The 22,267-nt window shown below is 59.6% G+C and carries 26 protein-coding genes and 1 pseudogene; 9 read left to right on the top strand and 18 right to left on the bottom strand.

Annotated features, from left to right (window positions below):
• Positions 1–46 precede the first annotated feature (46 nt).
• On the top strand, positions 47–667 hold the full coding sequence (locus GAO09_RS06545) for a L,D-transpeptidase (RefSeq protein WP_153353234.1): 621 nt from the start codon (positions 47–49) through the stop codon (positions 665–667).
• A gap of 58 nt (positions 668–725) precedes the next feature.
• On the opposite strand, the gene GAO09_RS06540 is transcribed toward GAO09_RS06545, so the two are convergent.
• The 3 genes and pseudogenes from GAO09_RS06540 to GAO09_RS06530 form a co-directional block, all read right to left on the bottom strand.
• Entirely contained in the window at positions 726–1,142 is a 417-nt protein-coding gene (locus GAO09_RS06540) for a DoxX family protein (protein WP_153353233.1), read from the bottom strand.
• Positions 1,143–1,239: 97 nt separating this feature from the next.
• A pseudogene (locus GAO09_RS06535) lies at positions 1,240–2,254 on the bottom strand (zinc-binding alcohol dehydrogenase family protein).
• Positions 2,255–2,372: 118 nt separating this feature from the next.
• Complete coding sequence (locus tag GAO09_RS06530; protein ID WP_153353232.1) at positions 2,373–3,581, bottom strand: MFS transporter; 1,209 nt, start codon at positions 3,579–3,581, stop codon at positions 2,373–2,375.
• Between the two features lie 302 nt (positions 3,582–3,883).
• Here GAO09_RS06530 and GAO09_RS06525 point away from each other — a divergent pair, with 302 nt between their 5' ends.
• The 4 genes from GAO09_RS06525 to GAO09_RS06510 all read left to right on the top strand — a co-directional run bounded on the left by GAO09_RS06525 (position 3,884) and on the right by GAO09_RS06510 (position 7,047).
• Positions 3,884–4,789 carry a diacylglycerol/lipid kinase family protein gene (locus GAO09_RS06525; protein ID WP_153353231.1) on the top strand — a complete coding sequence of 302 codons (906 nt, stop codon included), beginning with the start codon at positions 3,884–3,886 and terminating at the stop codon, positions 4,787–4,789.
• Positions 4,790–5,011: 222 nt separating this feature from the next.
• Complete coding sequence (locus tag GAO09_RS06520) at positions 5,012–5,437, top strand: hypothetical protein (RefSeq protein ID WP_153353230.1); 426 nt, start codon at positions 5,012–5,014, stop codon at positions 5,435–5,437.
• A gap of 176 nt (positions 5,438–5,613) precedes the next feature.
• Positions 5,614–6,318, top strand: a complete 705-nt coding sequence (locus tag GAO09_RS06515) for a DUF3592 domain-containing protein (protein ID WP_153353229.1) — start codon at positions 5,614–5,616, stop codon at positions 6,316–6,318.
• A 21-nt stretch (positions 6,319–6,339) separates the two neighbouring features.
• The gene (locus GAO09_RS06510; RefSeq protein WP_153353228.1) at positions 6,340–7,047 is read left to right on the top strand and encodes a hypothetical protein; all 708 of its coding nucleotides are present in this window, start codon (positions 6,340–6,342) and stop codon (positions 7,045–7,047) included.
• A gap of 51 nt (positions 7,048–7,098) precedes the next feature.
• On the opposite strand, the gene GAO09_RS06505 is transcribed toward GAO09_RS06510, so the two are convergent.
• Both GAO09_RS06505 and GAO09_RS06500 read right to left on the bottom strand, forming a co-directional pair.
• A complete protein-coding gene (locus tag GAO09_RS06505) occupies positions 7,099–7,662 on the bottom strand; it encodes a YdcF family protein (RefSeq protein WP_209018625.1) in 564 nt (187 codons plus the stop codon).
• Positions 7,663–7,690: 28 nt separating this feature from the next.
• Positions 7,691–9,025 carry a glutamine synthetase family protein gene (locus GAO09_RS06500; RefSeq protein ID WP_153353226.1) on the bottom strand — a complete coding sequence of 445 codons (1,335 nt, stop codon included), beginning with the start codon at positions 9,023–9,025 and terminating at the stop codon, positions 7,691–7,693.
• A gap of 82 nt (positions 9,026–9,107) precedes the next feature.
• Between GAO09_RS06500 and GAO09_RS06495 the strand changes: the two genes are divergently transcribed.
• Positions 9,108–10,463 carry an aspartate aminotransferase family protein gene (locus tag GAO09_RS06495; RefSeq protein ID WP_324185235.1) on the top strand — a complete coding sequence of 452 codons (1,356 nt, stop codon included), beginning with the start codon at positions 9,108–9,110 and terminating at the stop codon, positions 10,461–10,463.
• Positions 10,464–10,484: 21 nt separating this feature from the next.
• On the opposite strand, the gene GAO09_RS06490 is transcribed toward GAO09_RS06495, so the two are convergent.
• Positions 10,485–12,014 carry an ArnT family glycosyltransferase gene (locus GAO09_RS06490; protein ID WP_153353224.1) on the bottom strand — a complete coding sequence of 510 codons (1,530 nt, stop codon included), beginning with the start codon at positions 12,012–12,014 and terminating at the stop codon, positions 10,485–10,487.
• Complete coding sequence (locus tag GAO09_RS06485; RefSeq protein ID WP_324185234.1) at positions 11,986–13,008, bottom strand: glycosyltransferase family 2 protein; 1,023 nt, start codon at positions 13,006–13,008, stop codon at positions 11,986–11,988. The genes GAO09_RS06490 and GAO09_RS06485 overlap by 29 nt, the downstream gene beginning before the upstream one ends.
• Before the next feature lie 80 nt (positions 13,009–13,088).
• Here GAO09_RS06485 and GAO09_RS06480 point away from each other — a divergent pair, with 80 nt between their 5' ends.
• Positions 13,089–14,075, top strand: a complete 987-nt coding sequence (locus GAO09_RS06480; protein ID WP_153353223.1) for a lysylphosphatidylglycerol synthase domain-containing protein — start codon at positions 13,089–13,091, stop codon at positions 14,073–14,075.
• Positions 14,076–14,079: 4 nt separating this feature from the next.
• Here GAO09_RS06480 and GAO09_RS30455 read toward each other — a convergent pair whose 3' ends face one another.
• The 9 genes from GAO09_RS30455 to amn form a co-directional block, all read right to left on the bottom strand.
• Entirely contained in the window at positions 14,080–14,340 is a 261-nt protein-coding gene (locus GAO09_RS30455; RefSeq protein ID WP_410768637.1) for a leucine-rich repeat domain-containing protein, read from the bottom strand.
• A gap of 5 nt (positions 14,341–14,345) precedes the next feature.
• A complete protein-coding gene (locus GAO09_RS06470) occupies positions 14,346–14,540 on the bottom strand; it encodes a leucine-rich repeat domain-containing protein (RefSeq protein ID WP_153353222.1) in 195 nt (64 codons plus the stop codon).
• A 110-nt stretch (positions 14,541–14,650) separates the two neighbouring features.
• The gene (locus tag GAO09_RS06465) at positions 14,651–14,839 is read right to left on the bottom strand and encodes a hypothetical protein (RefSeq protein WP_153353221.1); all 189 of its coding nucleotides are present in this window, start codon (positions 14,837–14,839) and stop codon (positions 14,651–14,653) included.
• A complete protein-coding gene (locus tag GAO09_RS06460) occupies positions 14,817–15,167 on the bottom strand; it encodes a hypothetical protein (protein ID WP_153353220.1) in 351 nt (116 codons plus the stop codon). The genes GAO09_RS06465 and GAO09_RS06460 overlap by 23 nt, the downstream gene beginning before the upstream one ends.
• 79 nt (positions 15,168–15,246) lie before the next feature.
• Positions 15,247–17,157, bottom strand: coding sequence for a TPM domain-containing protein (locus GAO09_RS06455; protein WP_209018624.1), 1,911 nt, complete (start codon positions 17,155–17,157; stop codon positions 15,247–15,249).
• A gap of 38 nt (positions 17,158–17,195) precedes the next feature.
• Positions 17,196–17,954: a DUF3667 domain-containing protein gene (locus GAO09_RS06450; RefSeq protein WP_153353218.1), complete on the bottom strand. Its 759-nt coding sequence runs from the start codon at positions 17,952–17,954 to the stop codon at positions 17,196–17,198.
• 73 nt (positions 17,955–18,027) lie between these two features.
• A complete protein-coding gene (locus GAO09_RS06445; protein ID WP_153353217.1) occupies positions 18,028–18,333 on the bottom strand; it encodes a type II toxin-antitoxin system VapC family toxin in 306 nt (101 codons plus the stop codon).
• 70 nt (positions 18,334–18,403) lie between these two features.
• Entirely contained in the window at positions 18,404–18,541 is a 138-nt protein-coding gene (locus tag GAO09_RS06440; protein ID WP_153353216.1) for a hypothetical protein, read from the bottom strand.
• A gap of 124 nt (positions 18,542–18,665) precedes the next feature.
• Positions 18,666–20,165, bottom strand: a complete 1,500-nt coding sequence (gene amn, locus GAO09_RS06435; protein WP_153353215.1) for an AMP nucleosidase — start codon at positions 20,163–20,165, stop codon at positions 18,666–18,668.
• Between the two features lie 224 nt (positions 20,166–20,389).
• Here amn and GAO09_RS06430 point away from each other — a divergent pair, with 224 nt between their 5' ends.
• Entirely contained in the window at positions 20,390–20,704 is a 315-nt protein-coding gene (locus tag GAO09_RS06430; protein WP_153353214.1) for a hypothetical protein, read from the top strand.
• Positions 20,705–20,709: 5 nt separating this feature from the next.
• On the opposite strand, the gene GAO09_RS06425 is transcribed toward GAO09_RS06430, so the two are convergent.
• Both GAO09_RS06425 and GAO09_RS06420 read right to left on the bottom strand, forming a co-directional pair.
• The gene (locus tag GAO09_RS06425; RefSeq protein WP_153353213.1) at positions 20,710–20,871 is read right to left on the bottom strand and encodes a hypothetical protein; all 162 of its coding nucleotides are present in this window, start codon (positions 20,869–20,871) and stop codon (positions 20,710–20,712) included.
• 139 nt (positions 20,872–21,010) lie between these two features.
• Positions 21,011–21,346 carry a DUF2147 domain-containing protein gene (locus GAO09_RS06420; RefSeq protein ID WP_153353212.1) on the bottom strand — a complete coding sequence of 112 codons (336 nt, stop codon included), beginning with the start codon at positions 21,344–21,346 and terminating at the stop codon, positions 21,011–21,013.
• A gap of 525 nt (positions 21,347–21,871) precedes the next feature.
• On the opposite strand from GAO09_RS06420, the gene GAO09_RS06415 reads away from it, so the two are divergent.
• A complete protein-coding gene (locus GAO09_RS06415) occupies positions 21,872–22,147 on the top strand; it encodes an SEL1-like repeat protein (protein WP_153353211.1) in 276 nt (91 codons plus the stop codon).
• Positions 22,148–22,267: the final 120 nt, after the last annotated feature.

The following is a 22,267-nucleotide window of genomic DNA, read 5'->3' as shown; positions in this document are numbered from 1 at the left end:
ATTCCTAATCCTTGGACATCTTCTCGACTCACCAAGGACACAATTCATGTCGATTTCCCGCCGCGGCCTGATGTTCGGCCTGCCGCTGTTCCTCGCCGGATGCAGTGCCACGACCGTCAATCATCAGACCAACTACGCCGCGCTGCCGAACGAGCAGTTCCCGATGAAGCAGGTGCCGATCGACAAGATCGATCCGGAACTGCGCCGTCAGGAAGTGGCCTATGCCTCCAACTATGCACCGGGCACGATCGTCGTCGATACGCCGGCACGCCGCGCCTATTTCATCATGGGCGGTGGCCGCGCCATGCGCTACGGCGTTGGTGTCGGTAAAGCCGGTCTGGCTTTGGCCGGCAGCGCCTATGTGGGCCGCAAGGCCGAATGGCCGTCCTGGACGCCGACTGCCAACATGCAGCGCCGTGAAGAGCGTTATCGCAAGCTCGCCGGCGGTATGCCGGGCGGCCCCAACAATCCGCTGGGCGCCCGCGCCATCTATCTCTATCGCGGCGGCAACGACACGCATTTCCGTATCCATGGCACAAACCAGCCATCGTCGATCGGCCACGCCATGTCGAGCGGTTGCATCCGCATGATGAACCACGACGTCATCGACCTCTACAGCCGCGTTCAGACCGGTGCCAAGGTTGTGGTCATTCAGGCCGTGGCCTGATCATCCTGGATCTGATTTCTAAAAAAGCCTGTCGGCCAGCCCGGCGGGCTTTTTTGCGTCAGCGCGATTTCCATGCGACGACCATCAGCCCGCCGATGACGGTGATATGCTCGGCTACGACATGGAATTCCATCGTGCGCATCGGCTCCTCCATCGTCCAGAAATGGTGGACGAGCGGAATGGTCAGTGCCGTGAACACGCCAAGCGCCCCGGCTCCCAACCATGTCCAGCGGTTGAGTATGACGAGGGCAGAGCCGCCGATCTGGACTATGATGGTGGCGATGTTGAAGACGACAGCCGGCTCCAGCCCGAAATGCGCCATCTCCGCCACGCCGGCATTGAAATCGATCAGCTTGGAAAGCCCGCTTCCCCAGAAGGCAAAGGTGAGGATGGTGCGCGCCAGATAACCGAACCATGTCGAGCCGGTCAGCGCATCGAGCGGGTTGCCGAAACTGTTGGTCTGTGTCGTTGCCATGATATTCCCCCTCAGACAGTGACGGGGAAATATGATCCGTTCTTACGGATTGATAAAGTGCAATTCCGGCGGGCACACCTATATCGAGCAATTGGTTTCAGAAACCCGACAGTACCAGCTTGCCGCGGGTCGTGCCGCTTTCGATCAGTGCGTGTGCCTTTTTCAGGTTGTCCGCATTGATCGGCCCCAGCACATCCGAGAGCGTGGTGCGGATTTTTCCGGCATCGACCAGTTCGGCAACATGGGTCAGCAGCTTATGCTGCTCGATCATGTCCGCCGTCTGGAAGACGGGACGTGCGAACATCATTTCCCAATGCACCGAAAGGCACTTGCGCTTGAAGGGGCGCAGATCGATCACATCGGCGGAATCGTCGATCAGCGCAAAGCGTCCCTGTGGTGCGATCAGCTCCAGCACGTCGGGCAGATGCTTGTCGGTCTGGGTGATGGAGAAGACGAAACCCGGCTGACCGATCGCCATTTCGGCGATCTGTGGGGCAAGTGGTTTGGAGTGATCAACGACGTGATGGGCGCCCAGTTCGCGCACAGTTTTGAGTTTCCGGGCGTGATGCCGTGGCGATCACTGTTACGTCCGACAGTTCGCGCAACAACTGGATAGCGATCGAACCGACGCCGCCCGCACCACCGATCAGCAACACCGCGTTCCAGCTGCCTGCCACCTTGTCCTGAACCTTCATGCGGTGGAACAACGCCTCATAGGCGGTGATTGCCGTCAGGGGCAGGGCGGCGGCTTCCTCGAAGCTCAGCGTCTTCGGTTTTGCGCCAACAATACGCTCGTCGACCAGATGATATTCGGCATTGGTGCCCTGGCGATTGATCGCGCCGGCATAATAGACCTCGTCACCCGGCTGGAACAGTTTGACGCCGGGCCCGACGGCTTTCACCACGCCGGCGGCATCGTAACCCAGCACTTTGTATTGGCCGGGCTCGACCACGGCGTTTTTGCGGGTCTTGGTGTCGACCGGATTGACCGAAATGGCCTTGATCTCGACCAGAAGGTCACGACCGGTGGCTTCCGGCATCGGCAGGTCGATGTCGAGAAGGGCGGTGTCCGATGTGATGGGCTGGTTCTGGTTGAAGCCGACGGCGCGCATTTTTCTTATCCTCGATCTGTGTTGAGGAGAACATGGCGCGCAGGCGGGAAGGGTGCAAGGCGTGCGGCGGGCCTATCGGTCGCGCCACACGCGGCTTTTCATCTCACTCGTGTCAATGTCAGGCGGCAGCCGCCGTTTTTTTCTCCAGCGCCATGGAGGCGAGGAAAACGGCAAAACCGCCCGCGGACAGGAAGGCGCCGACATAACCGGTGGCGGCAAAACCCCAGCCCATTGCAATGACCAGACCACCGAGCCAGGCGCCGAGCGCGTTGGCGATGTTGAAGGCGGAGTGGTTGGAGGCGGCAGCCAGCGTCTGGGCATCGGCGGCTACATCCATCAGGCGTGTCTGCAGGGCAGGGCCTGCCGCAAAACCGCAGCCGATCAGGAAAACGCAGAGGCAGAGGATGACCGGATATTGGGCGGCAAAACCGAACACGGTCATGACAACGATGTTGAAGATCATCGTGCCGCCGATCGTGCCGGTGAGCGACACATCCGCGAGGCGCGAGCCGACGATATTGCCGACATTCATGCCGATGCCGAACAGCGCAAGCACGACCGAGACCATGGCGACCGGCATGCCGGCGGTTTCCGTCGTCGTGTGGGCGATGTAGGAAAACACCGAAAACATGCCGCCGAAACCGACGGCCGCGATGCCGAGCGTCAGCCAGACCTGCCCGCGGGCAAAGGCCGAAAGTTCGCGCTTGATGCTGGCGCCTTCGGCCACCGCGTCGCGCGGCTGGAAATACCAGAGGAGCGCAACCGTCAGGGCGCCGATGCCGCCGACCAGATAGAAGGCGGCCCGCCAGCTCAGCCATTGGCCGAGCAGGTTGGCGATTGGTGTGCCGACCAGTGTCGCGATGGTGAGGCCCAGCATGACACGGCCGACGGCGCGCGCCCGCTTATTGGGCGGCACCATCGAGGCGGCCACCAGCGCGGCCACACCGAAATAGGCGCCATGCGGCAGGCCGGTGATGAAGCGCAGAACCGTAAACGTGTAGAAATCCGGCGCCATGGCGCTCAGGATGTTGCCGATGGCAAACAGGCTCATCAGCGACAGCAACAGACTGCGGCGCGTCATCTTGGCCGCGAGCACTGCGATAATTGGCGCGCCGACAACGACACCGAGCGCATAGGCGCTGATGACATGGCCGGAGACGGGCACGCTGACCTCGTAGGTCTTGGCGACCTCGGGCAGGAGACCCATGATGACGAATTCACCGGTACCGATGCCGAACCCTCCCACGGCAAGGGCGATCTCGATGAGAATGATGGCGAGCGGCGACAAAGCCAGAACCTCGCCGCGAACAGATGCGGGATTATGCATGGGAAAAATCGGTCATATTTTTAAGGTGGTTGCGAAGCGCAAAAAGAACGGGCGAAGCCGTAAACACAGCTTGCCCGCGCTGGAGGTGTAGATCATCAAGATGATCTTGATGCAACGCTAACATAGGATTTCGCGCCTTGGTAGTGCAGAACGAATCGAGTTTTTGCGATCACGCAAAAGTGTGGCTTCTTTGCAAGTCAGCTTTTTGTCAGCCAGCATCTTGCTAAGTGCATGCCACGCAACCAATTTCCTGTTGGCTCGTTATTGACCCGGCCTTTTCTGCCCAGCATCTGAAAGTTCCCATGAAGCTCGTAGCCATCTTTAACCGCGACGGCGGCACTTTTCGCACCACCGATATGGGGGCCTATGCGGAGCGTGCCGAAAATATCTTTCGCGCTGCGGGGCATGAGATCGATTGCCGGGTGGTTGCCGGCAAGGATGTTGTCGATGCCATGGAGCGCGCGGCCGACGAGGCCGGTGTGGAAGGGCTGATTGCCGGTGGCGGCGATGGCACGATTTCGGCTGCGGCTGCGATTGCATGGCGGCACGGACTGGTGCTCGGTGTTGTGCCGGCCGGTACGATGAACCTGTTTGCCCGCTCGCTGAAACTGCCGCTCGATATCTTTCAGGTTCTCGACGTTTTGGCCAAGGGCGAGGTGCTGAATGTCGATATCGCCAGCGCCAACGACCGCACTTTCATTCACCAGTTTTCCGCCGGGATGCATTCCCGCATGGTTCGCTACCGGGATTCGATGACTTTTGCCTCGCGGCTGGGAAAAATCCGGGCGAGCACGCGGGCTGCACTCGGCGTGGTGTTCAACCCGCCGGTCTTCGAGGTGGAATTCAACGCGGCCGGAAACAATGCCCATCGCAAGGTTTCAGCCATTTCCGTTTCCAACAATGAATTCGGCCGTGATGCACTCATGTATGCGGACGATCTGACGCGCGGAGAGCTTGGTTTCTATCTCGCCGAGCCGCTGACGCCGCCAACCGCAATGAAGCTCTTTGTCGATATTCTGCGTGGTCGCCTGAAGGAAAACCCGGCGGTCACGGCCATGACGGCGACCTCGATCGAGCTGCATTTCCCAAAGAAGCGCCATGACGTGCGCTGCGTCATCGATGGTGAGCTTCTGCCGATGGCGCGCGATGTGCATCTTCAAATTCATGCCGGCGAACTGAAGGTTCTGGTGGCGCCACGGACCGTGTGACCGGTTTGGCGGCAGCGCGCCATTCGCTAGATGAAAACTCATAGTCGTGTTTAAGCCCCTCTTAAGGGGGCGGGCCTAGCTTTCGGATATCCTTATCGGGACTTTTATCAGGCAGGGGGCATGACCGCCTCTTTTTCCTGTCCGAATGAACGGGCTGACATTATGGGTATTGCGTATAATCCGGTGTTTGCAGGCGGTTTGACCGTTGAGCAGACCGACTTGATGTTTGAACTTCCCGAATTCACGGCCAGTTGCGACGAGGCCAAGGCCGGGATTATTGCCACTTTTGCCGAACGCGCCGAACTTGCGCTTGCGCTTCAGCAGCGCCGTCGAGATCTTGCCTATCGCAACCCGCGCATGGCGGAACGTGAGGTGAGCCACCGGGCTCTCGTCGAAATCATCAGCGAACTTCGTGACGCGTTTCCGCCTCAGGAGGTCACGCTCTATACCGATCTCGGCGATGACGAGCCGCTCATCGATACCGTGCCATCCGCAGACAAGGTGCGCTCAAGGCGCCTGTTGGCCGAATTGCTCGAGCCACCGGCAACCATGGCTGCACGCCGCGCCATCCGTGAAGCCAGGGCCGACGCCTCTGTCACCCGTGCGCATGGGCAGATCCTGGAGACGCTGCTTTTCGGAGTGGAGTAGGCGGCGTCCAACGGTCGCGCGGGTAAGAATACCCTGACAATTGAAGCTATTGGCGGACGCGCTATTTCGGTCGCGGCCGTCAAGCGTTTTGTATTCCGGCTTTCGATGAACCCGGTCTGGCTGCAAAGCTGGTCGGGCTTGTTGCGTGAATTGTTCATTTTGAAAGCGGAATATCGATGTCGCCGACCTTCATCATCAATTTTGTCAAGATCAGTTTCGCGGTGGTTGGTGCGGTAGCTCTTGCCGCGGCACTATGGTTCTATCTGTCGACCAGCAGTTTTGTGGCATCCGCGATGCGTGCCGAAGGGGTGGTGATCGATCTGGAGCGGTCGCGCTCGTCGGATTCGACGATGTACAGCCCGGTGGTGCGCTTTACCGCTGCCGATGGCATGGAGAGAACCTTTGTAACAAGCTGGAGCAGCAGTTCGCCGGCCTATTCGCGTGGCGATACGGTGCAGGTTCTGTATCAGGCCGATCAACCGGCCGACGCAAAGGTCGAAGGCCTTTTCAGTCTTTGGGGCTTGGTGCTGATCCCTGGTGCATTCGGTGCGATATTCTTCCTGATCGGCGGCGGCATGATCGCTTACGGTCTGTTTTACGGTGCCCGCAAACGTAGCCTTCAGGCAAACGGCCGGTTAGTCCTTGCCGATGTCAGGGGCGTTGAGCGCAACGGTTCATTGAAGGTCAATGGCAGCCATCCGTGGCGGGTCATGTGCCAGTGGCAGGACCCGGCAACCCGCAAGGTGCATGTCTTCGCCAGCGATAATTTCTGGTTCGACCCGACGGACTATGTGACGCAGAAACAGATCAACGTACGCATCGATCCTAAAAACCCGAAACGTCATTGGGTGGATACGACGTTTTTGCCGGAAATGGCGTAAAATAGGAAGGACGATGGCCCCATGCATATGCGAAGCAGGTTTTCGACTATTCTGGCCGTGCTGGTCATCCTGCCATTTGCGGGTGTCGCCTCGGCCAGTTCGGGAAAGACTTCGCGCGGGTTTGTCACCGTCGAGTTCGATTTCGACAACGGAGAGACTTTCAAGACAGAGCTGGAGGATTTCTGGCATCGTCCGACCGTTGCCACTACCGATGAACCGCAGGCCCTGTGCAATCCACCATATCTCGGGCGGCTGGAACATGCCCGGCCTCTGGAGAACGGCAGCAAGGTTCAGATATTCTACAGGCTGGAGTTCAACGAATACGGTTTCAACAGGCCGATCATTGAACTGCTGTCAGATGCTCCGGGAACGCAGGATAACCCGACGGGCCTCACCAAAAGCCTGATTACAGTCGATTTACGCGCGGACAGCCGCCCCGAAGATATTCAGAAATGGCTTCCCGATGGCGAGCCTGTTCGGCAAGGGCAGGACTGGTACATGAACATGCGCTGGGATTTCGAGCCTGCGAGGGTGCCGCAAGGCGACGTGTTGAGCCATATTGGCAAGAATCCGGGCAAGGATATCGAAACTGCCTTGCCGAAATGGATTGACCCGAAAACCGGTGCCCGCACCGATGTCAGCATAACGCGCGTGCGTGTCCATGCCGATCTGCGCATAGCGGCCAGTTACGAGGATTCGGCCTCCGGCGAGCAACTGGCCTGCCCGTAAACCTGCATTGCTTGCACGCCGGAGGATGAAGGGCGAGGAAGCAGTTTTGCGTCAGCCCCGAGCCAGCCAGTATTTCCCGATCGCCGGGATTTCGCGGGCAATCGAATAGAGATCCCGCAGTTCGAAATAGCCCGCATGTGCACCGCCGACATCGGTTATGCCGGCATCACTCAGGGCCATGCGGGTGCGGGAGATATGGAAATATTGCGACACGGCAATGGCTGATGTCAGGCCGCGTTCCCGCATCATCCGCGCAGCGTTTTCCGCGGTGGCGCCGGTGGTGTTGCCGGCTTCATCCATGATGACGCGGTCCTCCGGCACGCCCTGCGCAATCGCGTAATCACGCATCACCCGGCCTTCGCTAAACCCTTCCTTGCCGGTGCCGCCACTGACCAGCACGAAGAGGACGTGATTGTCTCGATAAAGCTCGATGCCGCGATCAAGCCGGGCTTTCAGGCGGGGAGAGGGCGTGCCATCCGGCATAACCTTGGAACCGAGCACCACCGCGACATCGGCCGCTTCGGTACGATCGTTCAGTCCGTCGACGATGATGGCGACAGCAGCAGCTATCAATGCCACCACCATGATGGAGCCGGCGATGGCCAAGCATTTCATCAGAGTTTTCATGGGTAGTCGAAACCTCTCAAATCCTTGGCAGGTAGGTGCGGTAATCGAAATCGCTGACGGTGCGCAGATAGGCGATCGCCTCCTTGCGCTTGGTATCGCCGTAGAGCTTCTGATAGCGCGCGCCAAAGACCTCACGGATGAAAGGCGAGGCGGAAAAATCGTCGACTGCTGTCAGGAAGTCATGCGTCAGTTTCTTCGTGCCCGCAGGTACGTCTTTCCCCGGTTCGGTCATCGGGCCGGGATCGAGCGTGTTTTCCAGCCCGAGAAGCATGCCGCCCAATATCGCCGCCAGCAGCAGATAGGGGTTGGCATCTGCACCGGCGACGCGGTGTTCGACACGTGCTCCCGGTCCATCGGTTTCGGGCAGACGTACCGCCGTGCCGCGATGGCCGATGCCCCAGTCGATATCAACCGGCGCAAAGGAACCCGGCTGAAACCGGCGGTATGAATTCGCAAAAGGGGCAAAGATCAGCTGCGCATCACGCATTGTCTGCAACATGCCGGCGGTGATGGATTTCAGCAGTGTCGGATCGCCGCCTTTCGCATCGAGAATGTTGTTGCCATGCGCGTCGAGAATGCTGGCATGCACATGCAGGCCGGAACCGGCGTGATCGGCATAGGGTTTGGCCATGCAGGTGGATTTCAGGACGTGCTTTTTCGCCGCCTGTTCGGCGACTCGTTTCAGATAAAGGCAATCGTCGGCGGCGGCCAGCGCATCGGCGCGGTGCTTCAGATTGATCTCGAACTGGCCGGGCCCGAATTCGGCGGTGGTGGCGTCGCCCGGCAGGTTCATGGCGTCGATGTAGGCGCGCACGGTTTCGAGATAATCGTCCAGCGCATCGGTGGCGCGCATGTCATAGAGCTGAAAGCCATTAGGCTCCTCCCGATATTGCAGGCTTTTCGGCGGTTGCGGTTTTCCGGTTTCGCGCCAGTCGTCCTCGACCACGTAAAATTCCAGCTCGGTGGCGACAACCGGCTTCAGGCCGCGCGCCTTGTATTTCGCAACAACGGCGGCGAGGATGGCGCGCGGGTCCATGAAGCTCGGTTCACCGCTGAGTTCGTGCATTGTCGCCAGAACCTGCGTGGAGCCTTCCGGTGCCCAAGGCATGGCGACATGGCTGCGCTGATCGGGAATGCAGATGCCGTCGGGGTCGCCCAAGGCTAGCGACAACTGAGTGATGTCATCATTGTCGTCGCCCCAGATGTCGAGCGATTGCGTCGAGGTCGGCAGGCGAACGGCTCCGGCCCACACCTTGTCGGCCGCGTCGGTCGGAATGCGTTTTCCGCGCAGATCGCCGTTCATGCCGACGATGAGAATCTCGATGCGGGGATTGGGGGTGTCGGAAGCCATGCGAAAACCGTCAGTCAGCTGTTGCGGAGACCCGTTGGTAGCAATTAAGAATCCTCTGCACAATCATGAGACGGAGCCTGCCGTGACCGCCAAACTGTCCAATCTCGCCGCCATCGATGCCGCCCATCACATGCATCCGTTCAACAGGATGACGGAAATGAACGAAAAGGGCGCAAGGCTGATCGCCCGCGGCGAGGGCGTCTATATCTTTGATGGTTCCGGCAAGAAATATCTCGACGCCTTTGCGGGCCTTTGGTGCGTCAATGTCGGTTACGGCCGCACAGAAATCACCGATGCGGTGGCGCGGCAGATGCAGGAACTGCCGTATTACAACACCTTTTTCGGCACCACGACCGAACCGGCGACGCTGCTCTCCCAGAAGGTGACCGAACATGCGGGCCCTAATATCAATCGCGTCTTTTTCACCAATTCCGGCTCGGAAGCGACCGACACATGGTTCCGGCTGGCACGCGTCTACTGGAAGGCGCAGGGCAAATCGGAAAAGGTGCAGGTGATTGCACGCCGCAACGGTTACCACGGCTCGACGGTTGCAGGCGCGTCGCTGGGCGGCATGAAGCTGATGCACGAACAGGGCAATCTGCCGATCGAAGGTATCCACCATATTGGCCAGCCCTACTGGTTTGCCGAGGGCGGTGATCTTTCTCCCGAAGAGTTCGGGCTGAAGATGGCGCGTGAGCTGGAAGCCAAGATCGATGAGCTGGGCGAAGACAAGGTTGCCGCCTTCGTCGCCGAACCGGTGCAAGGCGCGGGCGGCGTCATCGTGCCGCCTTCCACCTACTGGCCGGAGATCGCCCGCATCTGCAAGGCGCGCAATATTCTGCTGATTATCGATGAGGTGATCTGCGGTTTCGGGCGTCTCGGCGAATGGTTCGGGCATCAGCACTTTGGTGTCGAACCGGACATGGCGCCGATCGCCAAGGGGCTTTCCTCCGGTTACCTGCCGATCGGTGGCGTGCTGATCAGCGACCGCGTGGCAGATGTGCTGGCGGCCGAAGAAATCCATCACGGTTACACCTATTCGGGCCATCCGGTGGCGGCATCCGCGGCGCTCGCTAATCTGGCGATCCTCGAAAACGAAGGGCTGGTGGGCCGCGTACGTGACGATATCGGCCCGTATTTTGCGAAAGCCTGGAAAAGTCTCGAGGACCACGAGGTTGTCGGCGAGGCGCAGGTCGTGGGTTTGATGGGCGGGCTGCAGCTTTCACCCGATAAGTCGATCCGCGCGCGTTATGCCAAGCCGGACGATGCTGGTGTTCTGGTGCGCAATCATTGCCTTGAAAACGGGCTTGTCATGCGCGCCACATCCGACCGTATGCTGGCTTCGCCGCCATTGGTGATCAGCCATGCAGAAGTGGATGAGATGATCGAAAAGCTGCGCGGCGGGCTCGACCATCTGCGCGAAGCACGGATGGCGTAAGGGCAGCCGGCTCTCTGAAACTTATCGAGCCGGCAGCCACATATAGCTGAACTTCGCCGATTTCGCGCCACCAGAAAACTGGTAGGGCACGGCCATCGTTTTAGCTGGCGCGTCTGCCGCGATGCCATAGTTCGCAAGCATTTCCATCAGTTCGGTGGGCGGGGTCTGTGTTTCCGCATCCGGATTTTCGCCGGTCCAGAGCACCAGCGTGCTGCCAGCGGCGGGTGTGGGCGTGGCATCGGCCAGTGTGCGCTCGCTTGGAAGCCGCAGCAGTGCGTTCGGCAAGAGAATGCGGGCGGCACCGCCGAGATAGGCATTGTCGGTGACGATGACTGTCGGGCGTTCATTGCCGTTTTCCGCCAGAATCCTCTCGACAAAGGCGTAATAGGGCACTGTTTCCTTGCCTTGCTTGCCGAAAAGCGGACCGAGTGCGTTGGCGGCGAACAGGTAGACGATGAATAGCGTGGCGACACTGAGGACGGCAATCGCCAGTCGCTTGAGGCCGATGCGCGCCTCGACGCCGGCGGCATCCAGTTTCATGCAGAGATAGAGCGGAAACAGCATGAGGAAGGGCGCGAGCCATTTCTGCCGGATGCTGCTGGCGCCGAATCCAAGCGCGATGACGGCGACGATGGCAAGGCAGGCAATAAGCGTGATGCCCGTCAGCCGTGTCCAGCGGTTCTCCGCCTGCCATGCGGCGCGGATCTGGCCTGGAAAGGCGATGGCAAAAAAGATCAGCGTCGGGATGGTGCCCTGCAGTGCCGAGATGATGATCGACAGGAGGCCGGTGATGCGGTCGAAAAGTGCGTTACCGGAACTATCGTCATGCATGGCTGAAATCGTGCCGGAAGTGGCGGCATCAAGATTATGCAGAACCCAAAGCATATGCGGCAGGCAGATCAGACCGGCAACGACCAGCGCCGGAATGAGCCGCCAGTCGAACACGCGTTTGCGCAAGTCGGCATCGCTGAGCGCGGCGATGATGGCGGCGGCTGGCAGGATGACGAAATTGTATTTGGTGATGATGCCGAGGCCCACGACCACGCCGGTTGCCAGATAGGCCAAGAGGCTGGGTTTCGTCAGCGTGCGGAAAAACGTCAGCAGAAACAGCGCGACGAAACAGAACAGCGCGATAGCATGCGTGAGGTCGCGCTGCACCATGACGATGGTTGCCGGCATGGTGAGCACGCCCAGCATGGCGGCGGCGCCCATATCGCGATCTTTTGCGACCGTGCGGGCGGCGAGGCCAAAGATGATGCAGGTGAGGGCGAGCAGACCGTTCTTGAGCAGCGACAGGCCGAGGATCGACGGGCCGACAAGCTCGAATATGCCGATCTGCAGCCAGTTGTAGAAAGGCGGCTGGCGGCCGTAACCCATCAGCAGATATTGCGACTGAAAGATCTGCTCGGCTTCATCCGGCTGCAGCGCATCCGAACGGACGAGCCGCAGGATCACCGACAGCACGAAATAGGCGAGGAGCAGCCAAAAAATGGTGTGTGGCTTGCCAAAAAAGGACGAAGATTTAGCCGATACGCTGCTGGTCGCTGCCATAAACTTCCCTGACGATATAGCTGAGCGTGCTGTCGTCGCGATAATAAACGCGCGCCATCATCTCGGCGAGAATTCCGGTGGTGATCATCTGTACGGATGACAAAAACAGCATGACGCCGATCAGGAACAGCGGACGCGTGCCGATATCATTGCCGAGAATGAATTTGTCGAAGCCGAGATAGGCCAGAATGATGGCCGAGATCGCGCCAAGCCCAAGGCCAAGCGAGCCAAAGAAATGTCCCGGCCGCGCCTTGAAGCGCATAAAGAACATCACCGACAAAAGGTCGAGGATCACGCGAAACGTGCGGGAAATGCCGTATTTCGAGGTGCCGTGTTCGCGGGCGTGGTGGGTGACCGGCATTTCGCCGATACGCGAGCTTGGCACCACGCCGGCCACCCAGGCCGGAATGAACCGGTGCATCTCGCCCATCAGCTGGACCTGCTTGATGATCGAGCCGCGATAGATTTTCAGGGAACAGCCATAGTCGTGCAGGCGAACACCGGTAATGCGGCCGATCAGCCGGTTTGCAATCCACGACGGGATCTTGCGCAGGACCAGACCATCCTGGCGGTTCTTGCGCCAGCCGACCAGAAGGTCGAGTTCGCGACGTTCCAGTTCCGCAACCATCTGCGGAATGTCCCTCGGGTCGTTCTGCAGATCGCCGTCGAGCGTGGCCATCAGTCGGCCTTCGGCCTGATGGATGCCGGCCTGCATGGCGGCGGTCTGACCGAAATTGCGCTGCAGGGCGACGATCTTGAGGTCGAGACCGGGTTCGCCGACGGAAAGGCGGGCATTGGCCAGCGTCGCATCGGTGGAGCCATCATCGACGAGAATGAGTTCCCAGGGGCTGGCATAACCGGCCATCGCCTCGCGCACGCGGGCGATCAGCGGACCGACGCTGTCCTCTTCATTGAAGATCGGCACGACCAGCGACAGTTCGATCGGCTGAGTGGACGTCAACCGGGTCCGGATCGATTCTGCTGTTGTCGCCACTTCATCTTTCTCCTAAAGCTCGGCCTTCGGGCAGGCGTGCGAAACGCGCCGCGAGAGCCGAAAGATGAGGCATCCTCTATATGAAGAACGAACCGGTTGCCAGCCAAGGCCCGTGGATAATCCGCAACGCAATGTGGCTTGGTACAGTGGCGATCATCATCGCTTACGCGGCCTTCATCGAATGGTTCTGGGGCTGGCTTTCGATTTTCGAACGCTGGCAAAAGGCCGGCTGGGGTGCGGCGGTGCTGGCCATCGTGCTGCTTCTTGGCACCTATGTCCTGCGCACCTGGCGCATCTACGACTATTTCTCTGCGGAAACCAAGGGCCGGTTCGGCGTTCTGCTGCGGCTGGTGCAGGTGCATAATCTGCTCAACGTGATGATGCCGCTGCGCACCGGCGAAGCGAGTTTTCCGCTTTTGATGCGACGCGAATTCGATGTGCCGCTGGCGCGCTCCACCTCGGCTCTGCTGGTGATGCGCTTGTTCGACCTGCACGCGCTTCTGGCGGCTGCGGCTGTCGGCAAGGCGCTTTCCATGTATTCCGAAGGCTATGGCGGCTGGGTATGGCTACTGTGGCTGGGCTTTCTCGTCCTTCCGGCCATCGCCTTTCGCATGCGCGGCCAGGCGGTGGAGATGGCGGAAAAAATCCTGCCGACCGGCGGCAGGGGCGCCAAGCTGGAACGGCTGGTGGAAGAGGCAGCCGCCGGGTTGCCTGCCGATAACGCTGCCTTCGCGCGCGCTTGGGGTGCTACGCTGATCAACTGGTTCGTCAAGGTCGCGGTTCTTGCGTGGGTTCTGGTCCTGCTCTGCGATCTCGATCTCGGCGCTGCCTTCGGCGGCGGTCTGGGCGGTGAATTGTCGTCGGTCCTGCCGGTGCATGCGCCGGCTGGCGTCGGCACCTATCCGGCGGGGATCACCGCCGGCGCCATCGCCTTCGGTGCCTCGACCAAGGCTTCCGCACTGGAAGCGTTGGGGCAGGCGGCCGTGAATGCTCACCTGCTGATCATCATGTCTTCGCTCGCGGGCACGGCGTTGTCGCTGCTGGTGGCCGGGCGCAGGCGCACCTGAGCAGTTACTCCCGAAGGAAGGCTTCGATTGCCTCGCGGCCTTTCAACGTGCGCCAGTCGAGGTCGGTTGTCTCTATCGATTGGCCATAGGCCGGCCTTTCCGACAAGGCTTGCCCAATGCGCAGTTGTTCGAGATCGGGCAAATGTCTCAGCGGGGTGAAATCGGTGACACGAGTTCCGACGATATCCAGCCGGCGCAGATTGATCAGGTCTTGCAGCGGCGTCAGGTCCGAGACGCCGGTATGCGCCAGCGAGAGGACACGCAGATTGGTCAGGCTTTCAAGCGGCGCCAGCGTTCCACATCCGTGCCGCTGAGATCAAGGTTTGTCAGTGTCGAAATTCTGCTCAACGCATGCAGACTGCGCACCTTTGTGTGGCTGATCGACAGATCCTCCAAAGCGCCGAGGTTCTGCAACGGCGTCAAGTCACGGATGCCGGTGTTTGTGAGATCCAGTTTCGTCAACATTTTCGCTGCGGCGATCGGGGAGATATCGGTGACATCGGTCGAGACCAGTATGAGTTTGTCCAGAGAGACCGCACTGGCAAGCGGACCGAGGCCAGTGACCGAGGTGCGCGTCAGTCCAGTTGCGCCAGCTTGTCGGCTCTCTTCAGCGCTGCGATCGAGCCGACACGCGTATCCATGAGGCCCAGTATGCGCAGGCTGGCGGCGCTCTTCTCCAATGGGCGAATGTCATCGATGGGAGCCTCGTGGAGATAGATCTTTTCCAGCGCTGTCAACACCTCAAGGCCGGCAAGGTTTTTCAAGGGCGTACGAAGGGCGTAGATGGACCGCAGGGCCGGGCAGTGCCGAGAGCGGGGACAGATCCGCCACCTGTGTATCGTCGATCGCCGATTCTTCCAAAGCCCTGAGCCCGGCAAGCGGACCGAGGCCAGTGACCGAAGCTCCCTCGATAAAGACACGCCGTACCGATCGCAAATCCTTGAGGGGCGACAGATCGGCAAGATCTTCAGTGCCGGACAATTCGATCGTTTCGGCATCCTGTGAAAATGTCTGGCCGGCAATGTCGATCATGCCGGCATGGGCCGCCGTCGACATCAACATCGCCGGCAAAAGCAATTTCAAAAAGCGCATTGGAAAACCTTCATAGCGATAAGCGCTTTAGATGTCGCCGATGCGTGATTTTCCAAGCCCTTCACCGGCTGTTCAGCGCCTAGTCCAGCTGGTCATAACTGATCAAGTCGAACTGCGGGGCGTCTGCCGCCAGAAAGCTGTCGCGGGCAGTGAACGCATAACGCTTGCCGTCCTCCAGCGGTACCGGCATCAGCGTCGGTACGGTCTGGTTGACGTAAAGCACAGCATCCTTCCCATCCGCGGTGCGGACATGCAAAGCCGGGCCGACATGCCGGGTTTTGGGCTCGTTGATGTCGAGCGCCGGATTGGCCATGTCGGGTTTCGTCGAGACGACGGTGGCATCGATGCGAAGCAGCTTGCGCCATGTCGGGTCGGTGTTCGGATTGTAAGGCGTGTTGGTTTGCTGCAAATCCGCGCGGGCTTTTTCAGCGGTCGTCAGCATCTGCTGCAGGCTGTTGAATTTGATCTGCCATTCCAGCGCCTGTGTGTCGCGCATCACCCGGTAGCTGGCATCTGCGATCAACCGCCCCGATGTCAGTGATTTGCGGGGCGTGTCGTTGAGCGTGAGAAAACTTTTCAGGTAACTGCGCAGCGGCTCGACCGTATCGTATTGCACGAGCAGACCGGGCCCAAGCGCGGCCCCGGTTTGCTTCGCTTCCGGCGCAACCACAAGCACGGCGCCATTGCCGACATCCATCTTGCCGACGCGCATCTGTCGCATCACGTCGAGTGCATATTGGTCGGCGCTGCGGCCCTGCAGATCGTTTGTCACGATGGTGACGATCTCGACATCGGTGGCGGCGGCATATTGATAGGCGAGCGTCGAGAGTTTTTCCTTGGTCTCGGTGTCGAACACGCCAACGGCGTCATACACGAACCGGTCGAATTTCGAGGGCGTCGTTGTCTGATCGAGTTGGGGGATGCGGTCGAGCGCTGCCGGAACCGGTGCCGGGCGGTTGCTGCCGCCATCCTTGCCGATCGATGGTATGACGATCTCCGCAGCGCCCGGTATTTTCGGCATCGACGCGCGCGGTACACCATTGGCGGCAATCTGCAGTTCGGTTGAAACAGGGGGCGTCATCGGCGCTGCGGCTGGCGGGGCCTGCTCCAGCGTGCGTGCGGTCTTTTGCTGTTCGGCCTGCGTTTCGTCTGTCGCCGGTTTTGGCTGAACGGCTGCAACCGTGGTTTCACCGCAGCCATTCTGTTGCTGCTGGCAGGATTGCATCCAGCCGGCCTGAATGGCGTAAAGTCGCATCGTGCGGCCCGGATGGGTGGGGCTGGCAGCTTCGGGGATCAGCGTGGCGATTGCCTTCTGGGCGTCACCCAGCTTCGCGCCCATCTTGAACAGCACGTAACCGGAAAACTTGTCCGCCTCCAGTTCGATTGGCGGCTGGCTGCCGCCCGGCACCAGAGTGTGGCCGGACAGATGGTGGCCGATCTCATGCGCCATGATCGACAAAGACGACCAGTCATTGTTGTCGGTGGCCTTTGCGACCTGCTGCATGAAGCCCTTGTTATAAGCGATCACCCGTTGCGGAACGCCGTCCGGCCCAAGCACGATGATGGCTGCCGCATTCGGCACGTCGGCTTCCATGATGCGAAAATTCTGGGGCAGGCCGGTATAGCGCATCACCATGTTGACGGCTTGTATGCCATCGGTTCCAGGGGCAGCGGACAGCGCCTTCGCATCCACAGCCAACGCCTTGCCGTCATAGGAGCAGGCCTGCAGCATGTCTTTCAATTGCGTGGCAAGCTCGTCCTCGTCAATGTCAGCGGGTTTTTCGGCGGGGGAGCTTTCCGGTTGCTTGGGCGGTGTGGCCTGCGCCATCAGCGTCTGGCGCTGTTCCGTGTCTTCCAGTTTGGAAAAAATCGGATCGCAGATGTGTGCATCCCGGCCGGGGAAGAACAGCGAGCCGGCCTTTGCTCCGGCGAAAGCCTGCGCGGCGGGTATCAGGGCCGTGACGGCGGCGAGTACGAATGCGGTTCTCATGAGACCTCCCTTCCCAAAGACAACTCCGCCCTCCCGCATCATGTCAGCTGGGCAATCACGATGCGGATGACGGCACGGGCATAAAGATAAAGCAGTCCTTCCTTCACCAGATGAAAGACGATCGCGCCGATCGCCGGCCACCACCATTGCCGCCGCCAGTCGACGGCGAAGAATTGGCCGAAGGCGAGAAACACGATGCCGCCTTCGATCCAGTCCATGTAGTACCCGCTGTAAATGCGGTGAGCGGCTACCCGTTCCGGCGTGGCACCCAGCACGAGCAGCGGCGTCAGATTGATGATGTTGGCGGTGATGATGACGAAATGGGTATAGGTGGCGAGCACGAGGTGCTCGACGAAATTAACGCCTCCACGTCGGAAGAAGACGATATTGGACGCGATCAGTACGGCGAGAATGCCGAGAGAGAACGACCATTTCGAATAGGATTGCACCAGTTCGATCGCGCGTGTCAGCGTATGGTTGCTGGAGGTGAGATAGCCGGTCCTGGCAATCACCACCAGCAGGATGACGATGGCGGCGAGCAGCAGTTTCAAAGGATTGACGTGGCTTTTGCGCTTGCCTTCAACATATTCGCGCGCCACCCGGCCGGGTCGCAGCATGACGTTGAATGCGGATCGGACCATGTCCGCCTCGAACCAGCGGATCTTTTCCCAGGCTTCATGGCGCAGATGGGTTGAGCCGAATCGCTCCGCCTTCTTCTGCCCGCAGGACTGGCAGTATTTGCTGGCCAGCGCCTCACCGCAATTGCGGCAGACGGCTTCGTCGAAAAACGCGCTCATCGTTGGAAGGGAGATGTGGCGCGGACAAAGGTTTTCAAGGTGGTGCTAATGGGGAGGGTTTTCCTGCCACTCATCAAGGAGAACCGCGATACCGCGAAGGTTTACGTCGAAGCTTGCGAACCAGACGTTCATCAGCGGTAATGAGCTGACATTCGTCCTGTCGTGCCAAGGCGATGCCGGTACTCTGCATGAGCATGGCCGCAAACCGACCTTCGCTGGCTGTCAGTTCGCCGCGGCGAACCTTCTTCCATAGAATGTTGGCACATTCCGCAAGCAGCAGCTCAGGTGCTAGGAGCCGAGTGTTCCCGCGAAGAGCCAAGGCCTTGTCCGTGCCGATCTCGTCAACGACCCATTTGATGGCGACGCTGGCATCGACCACGAAGGGTGTGATCGTTCATCGCGTCCCTCTCGCATCAGCACTTTTGAAGGCGTATGGTTGTGTCCAGCTATCAGCGCCCAAATTCTTCCGCCAAGGTTTCGAATGTCGGGCTGATATGATGCCGCCCATGCCAGCCCATGCCACGCATTTCGTCAAATGCCTGGCCGAGTTGGTAGTTTTTTACCAGAATGCGCAGCGCTTCTTCCATGGCGGCAGTGTCCGAAAGGCCGTGATTTCCTCGGCACTTTTTACCAGTTCATCGTCAAGCTTTACGGATCGTGTCATCTGGAACCTCAACAGGCTCCAGATGACACGCGTCCATCATGACAACGTCACTGGAACGCAGTCTCGTAAAAGCTTCTCAGCTTGCGCGAATGCAGGGTTTCCGTCGGCATTTCCGCCAGTTTCTGCACGGCGCGGATGCCGATCTTCAGGTGCTGGCTGACCTGCGTTTTGTAAAACGCCGTTGCCATGCCCGGCAGTTTCAACTCGCCATGCAGCGGCTTGTCGGAAACGCAAAGCAGGGTGCCGTAGGGCACGCGGAAACGAAAACCATTGGCGGCAATCGTAGCCGATTCCATGTCGAGCGCGATGGCGCGGGCTTGGCTCAGGCGTTTGACCGGGCCTGCCATGTCGCGCAGTTCCCAGTTGCGGTTGTCGATCGTGGCGACCGTGCCGGTGCGCATGATGCGCTTCAGTTCAAAGCCTTCGAAGCCGGTGATCTCTTCTACCGCATCTTCCAGCGCCTGTTGCACTTCGGCGAGCGCCGGGATTGGCACCCAGACCGGCAGGTCGTCGTCGAGCACGTGGTCCTCACGCATATAGGCATGCGCCAGAACGTAATCACCCAGTCGCTGGCTGTTGCGTAAGCCCGCGCAATGACCGACCATCAGCCAGGCATGCGGACGCAGAACGGCGATGTGGTCGGTGATCGTTTTGGCATTGGACGGGCCGACACCGATATTGACCAGCGTGATGCCGCAATGATCGTCCTTCTTGAGGTGATAGGCCGGCATCTGCGGCAGTCGCCCGACGGCTTCAGGCGCGGATGCGGCACCCGCCGGCGTGACGATGTTGCCGGGTTCGACAAAGGCCGTATAGCCTTCGCCGCCATTGGCCATCAATTCGCGCGCCCAGTTTGTGAACTCGTCGATATAGAACTGGTAGTTGGTGAACAGCACGAAATTCTGAAAATGATCGGCGCCAGTTGCCGTGTAATGGGCAAGGCGGGCGAGCGAATAATCGATACGCTGGGCGGTGAATGGCGCGAGCGGCGCCGGTTCGCCCGGCAGCGCCTCATATTCGCCATTGGCGATCAGGTCGTCGGTATTGTTGAGATCGGGCGTATCGAAAAGGTCGCGCAGCGGGTGGTCGGCCAGCGCGCTGTTGCCGGAGGCCTCCACATACGCACCTTCGCCGAAAGCGAAATGCAGCGGGATCGGCGTCGTCGATTCCGACACGATCAACGGCACATGGTGGTTGCGCATCAAAAGATCGAGCTGCTCGACCAGATAACGGCGGAACAGTTTGGGGCGGGTGACCGTGGTCGTGTAGATGCCCGGTGCCGAAACGTGGCCGTAGGAGAGGCGCGAATCGATATGGCCGAAACTGGTCGTTTCGATGCTGACCTGCGGATAGAAGGCGCGGTAGCGACCCTCAACGGGCGCGCCCTTGGCGAGCGACTGAAAGGCGTCGATCAGGAAGGCGGTGTTGCGTTCATAAAGAGCGATGAGGGCATCAACGGCCTGTTCGGCATCGTCGAAAGCCCGCCGTTCGGCGGCAGCGGGAGAGATGCAGGTCATGGGGGAAATCGTCTTTATCCGTTTGTTCATGCAGCACTATAATACGGTGCGCGTCACAAGCGAAAGACACCTGTCCTAAGGTTTGTGACAGTTCGCCGGATATGATTGGTGATCTGACGCCCGTGTGATGGAATATCAAGTCTGCGTCAGCGTGGCAAAAGCCGAGCCATCGCAGGGAACTGCACGCATCTTTCTTCGTTCGGTCTACAAGGTTTGCGGCAATCATGCGCGCGCAATTGGGAAGGATCAGGCCAATGAAATTCGTATCTTCCGTATCCATGGCGGCTCTCGCGCCCAAGGCTCCATCCGGAGCGGAGGCGATTACGCCGCTGGGATCTGCGTCGGCTGGCGACGGCGTGACCGTCGTGCATGTGGCGCTGTCGTCAAACGACGATCCGCAATTGCCGCGTTTTCCAGATCAAACGCCGGAGGATATGGCGACGGCCCAGAAGAAGATCATTGGTAATGCCGACCTCGTCGCTGCCTTGAATAAACGCGACATCAACATTGACGATGTGGTCGCCCTCGATCACGCCGATGACGGTGGCCACATTATTTATGTCCGCTGATCCGCCTAAAGCGAGACCGTGCAGCCATGTTGCTGGGTGCAAAGCGCCTGCGCGTTGAGGCGGGACATCGAGCCCTTGCCGTGATGTGCGACCAGAGCCGAAAATGACAGGGCGAATACGGTCATGACCAAGGTCAGGATCGTCATGCGTCTTGCGATGATGGTCATCTTGTCACCCCTTGTTTGACGGATTGGGGCCATAGTGTCGCCATCAGGCTGAATGGTATCTGAGATGGGGGTTCATCGGGTATTCACAAGCGTTAACAGGCGAGCACCGCCTCCACGGCGCCCGCCTGCGATCAAAAGGTCAGATGCGCGTCCAGGTCTGCGTCTTGCAGAGGATTTTCATCACACAGCCCTTCATCTTCAACGAATTGCCGGTGACCGAGCCGGAGCCGCTATAGGTTTTATCATTGGCCGGGTCCGTAATCTGGCCGCTATAGTCGTCACCCTTGCCATCCATCTTGCCGATCTGTTTGCCGGCATGTTTGCCGGTCTTCAGCGTCACGCAGAAGGCGCCGCCGCATTTGGCGATCTGGGCGGTCTCGCCGCTCGCCGTCTTCCAGCTGCCTTCGATCGGTTCAGCAGCCATCGCGCCGGATGCGCCGAGCATCAGCCCTGCCAAAAGCACGAAACGTTTCATCGAAATCTCCTCCTCAAGGCCGCGCGTCTGAAAACGGCAAGCGGCATGTTCCTCCCTGCCAGCGATTGATGAACCGCAAGCCCGGGCAATTTAGCTTACGCGTACGTAAAGGTAAACTGGGAGGATCAAGGGGTTCCCTGAGGTGAAACGGCTGTCAGGAACGCTGTCGATTTGGGTTGTTTTCCACAAGGGGCGCATTTCTCAACGGAATCCTTGGTGAATGAAGAGTCAATTTCGCCGCGTGAAATTTTCGTAAATTTTTAGGCGGATTGCCTATGTGACAGGGCATGCGATGTTTAACAAAAAACCAAGTTTACCAAGCGTTTGGACTTTGTTTGCATCGAATTAATCATGCATTTTAGGCGAATTTTGAAGTCCTGCAGGCATATTGGGGTCATCAAACGAGCAGGGAAAACCTGCCGCCCGAGAGATCAAAAAGCCGCTCGAACGGTGATCGTCGGGGCCCCACGAGGGCAGATAAAACAGGGACTGCAACGACAACGATTTGAACAGGGATTAAGTCAGATGGCACGTTTTGAAATGCACGAAACCGAACTGGCCGGCACCGCCCAGATGGGCGGAGCCGACCGCGCTGAAACCTTTTGCGACATGGGCCTGATGTATGCGACCGGCCGTGGCTGCCCGGTTGACCTCGTCGCCGCCCACAAGTGGCTGAACATCGCCGCCATCAAGGGGTCCGACCGTGCCGCCGAGCTGCGCGCCGATCTGTCCCACCAGATGAGCAAGACGGAAATCGCGCTTGCACTGCGCGCTGCCCGGGACTGGATGACCATGCACTGATGCATGCGTCTTTCGCATCGACCCGAAAACCGATGCAGGTTTTTGGACAGCACGATGTGACTGCCTTGGAAATGCTGCGGCGTCCTTGCGCGCCATGAAGGACGCGCAAGGACGCCGCAG

Origin of the sequence: Endobacterium cereale (genome assembly GCF_009617585.1) — a bacterium.
Lineage (GTDB): Bacteria > Pseudomonadota > Alphaproteobacteria > Rhizobiales > Rhizobiaceae > Neorhizobium > Neorhizobium cereale.
This window is presented reverse-complemented; position numbering and strand designations above follow the sequence as displayed.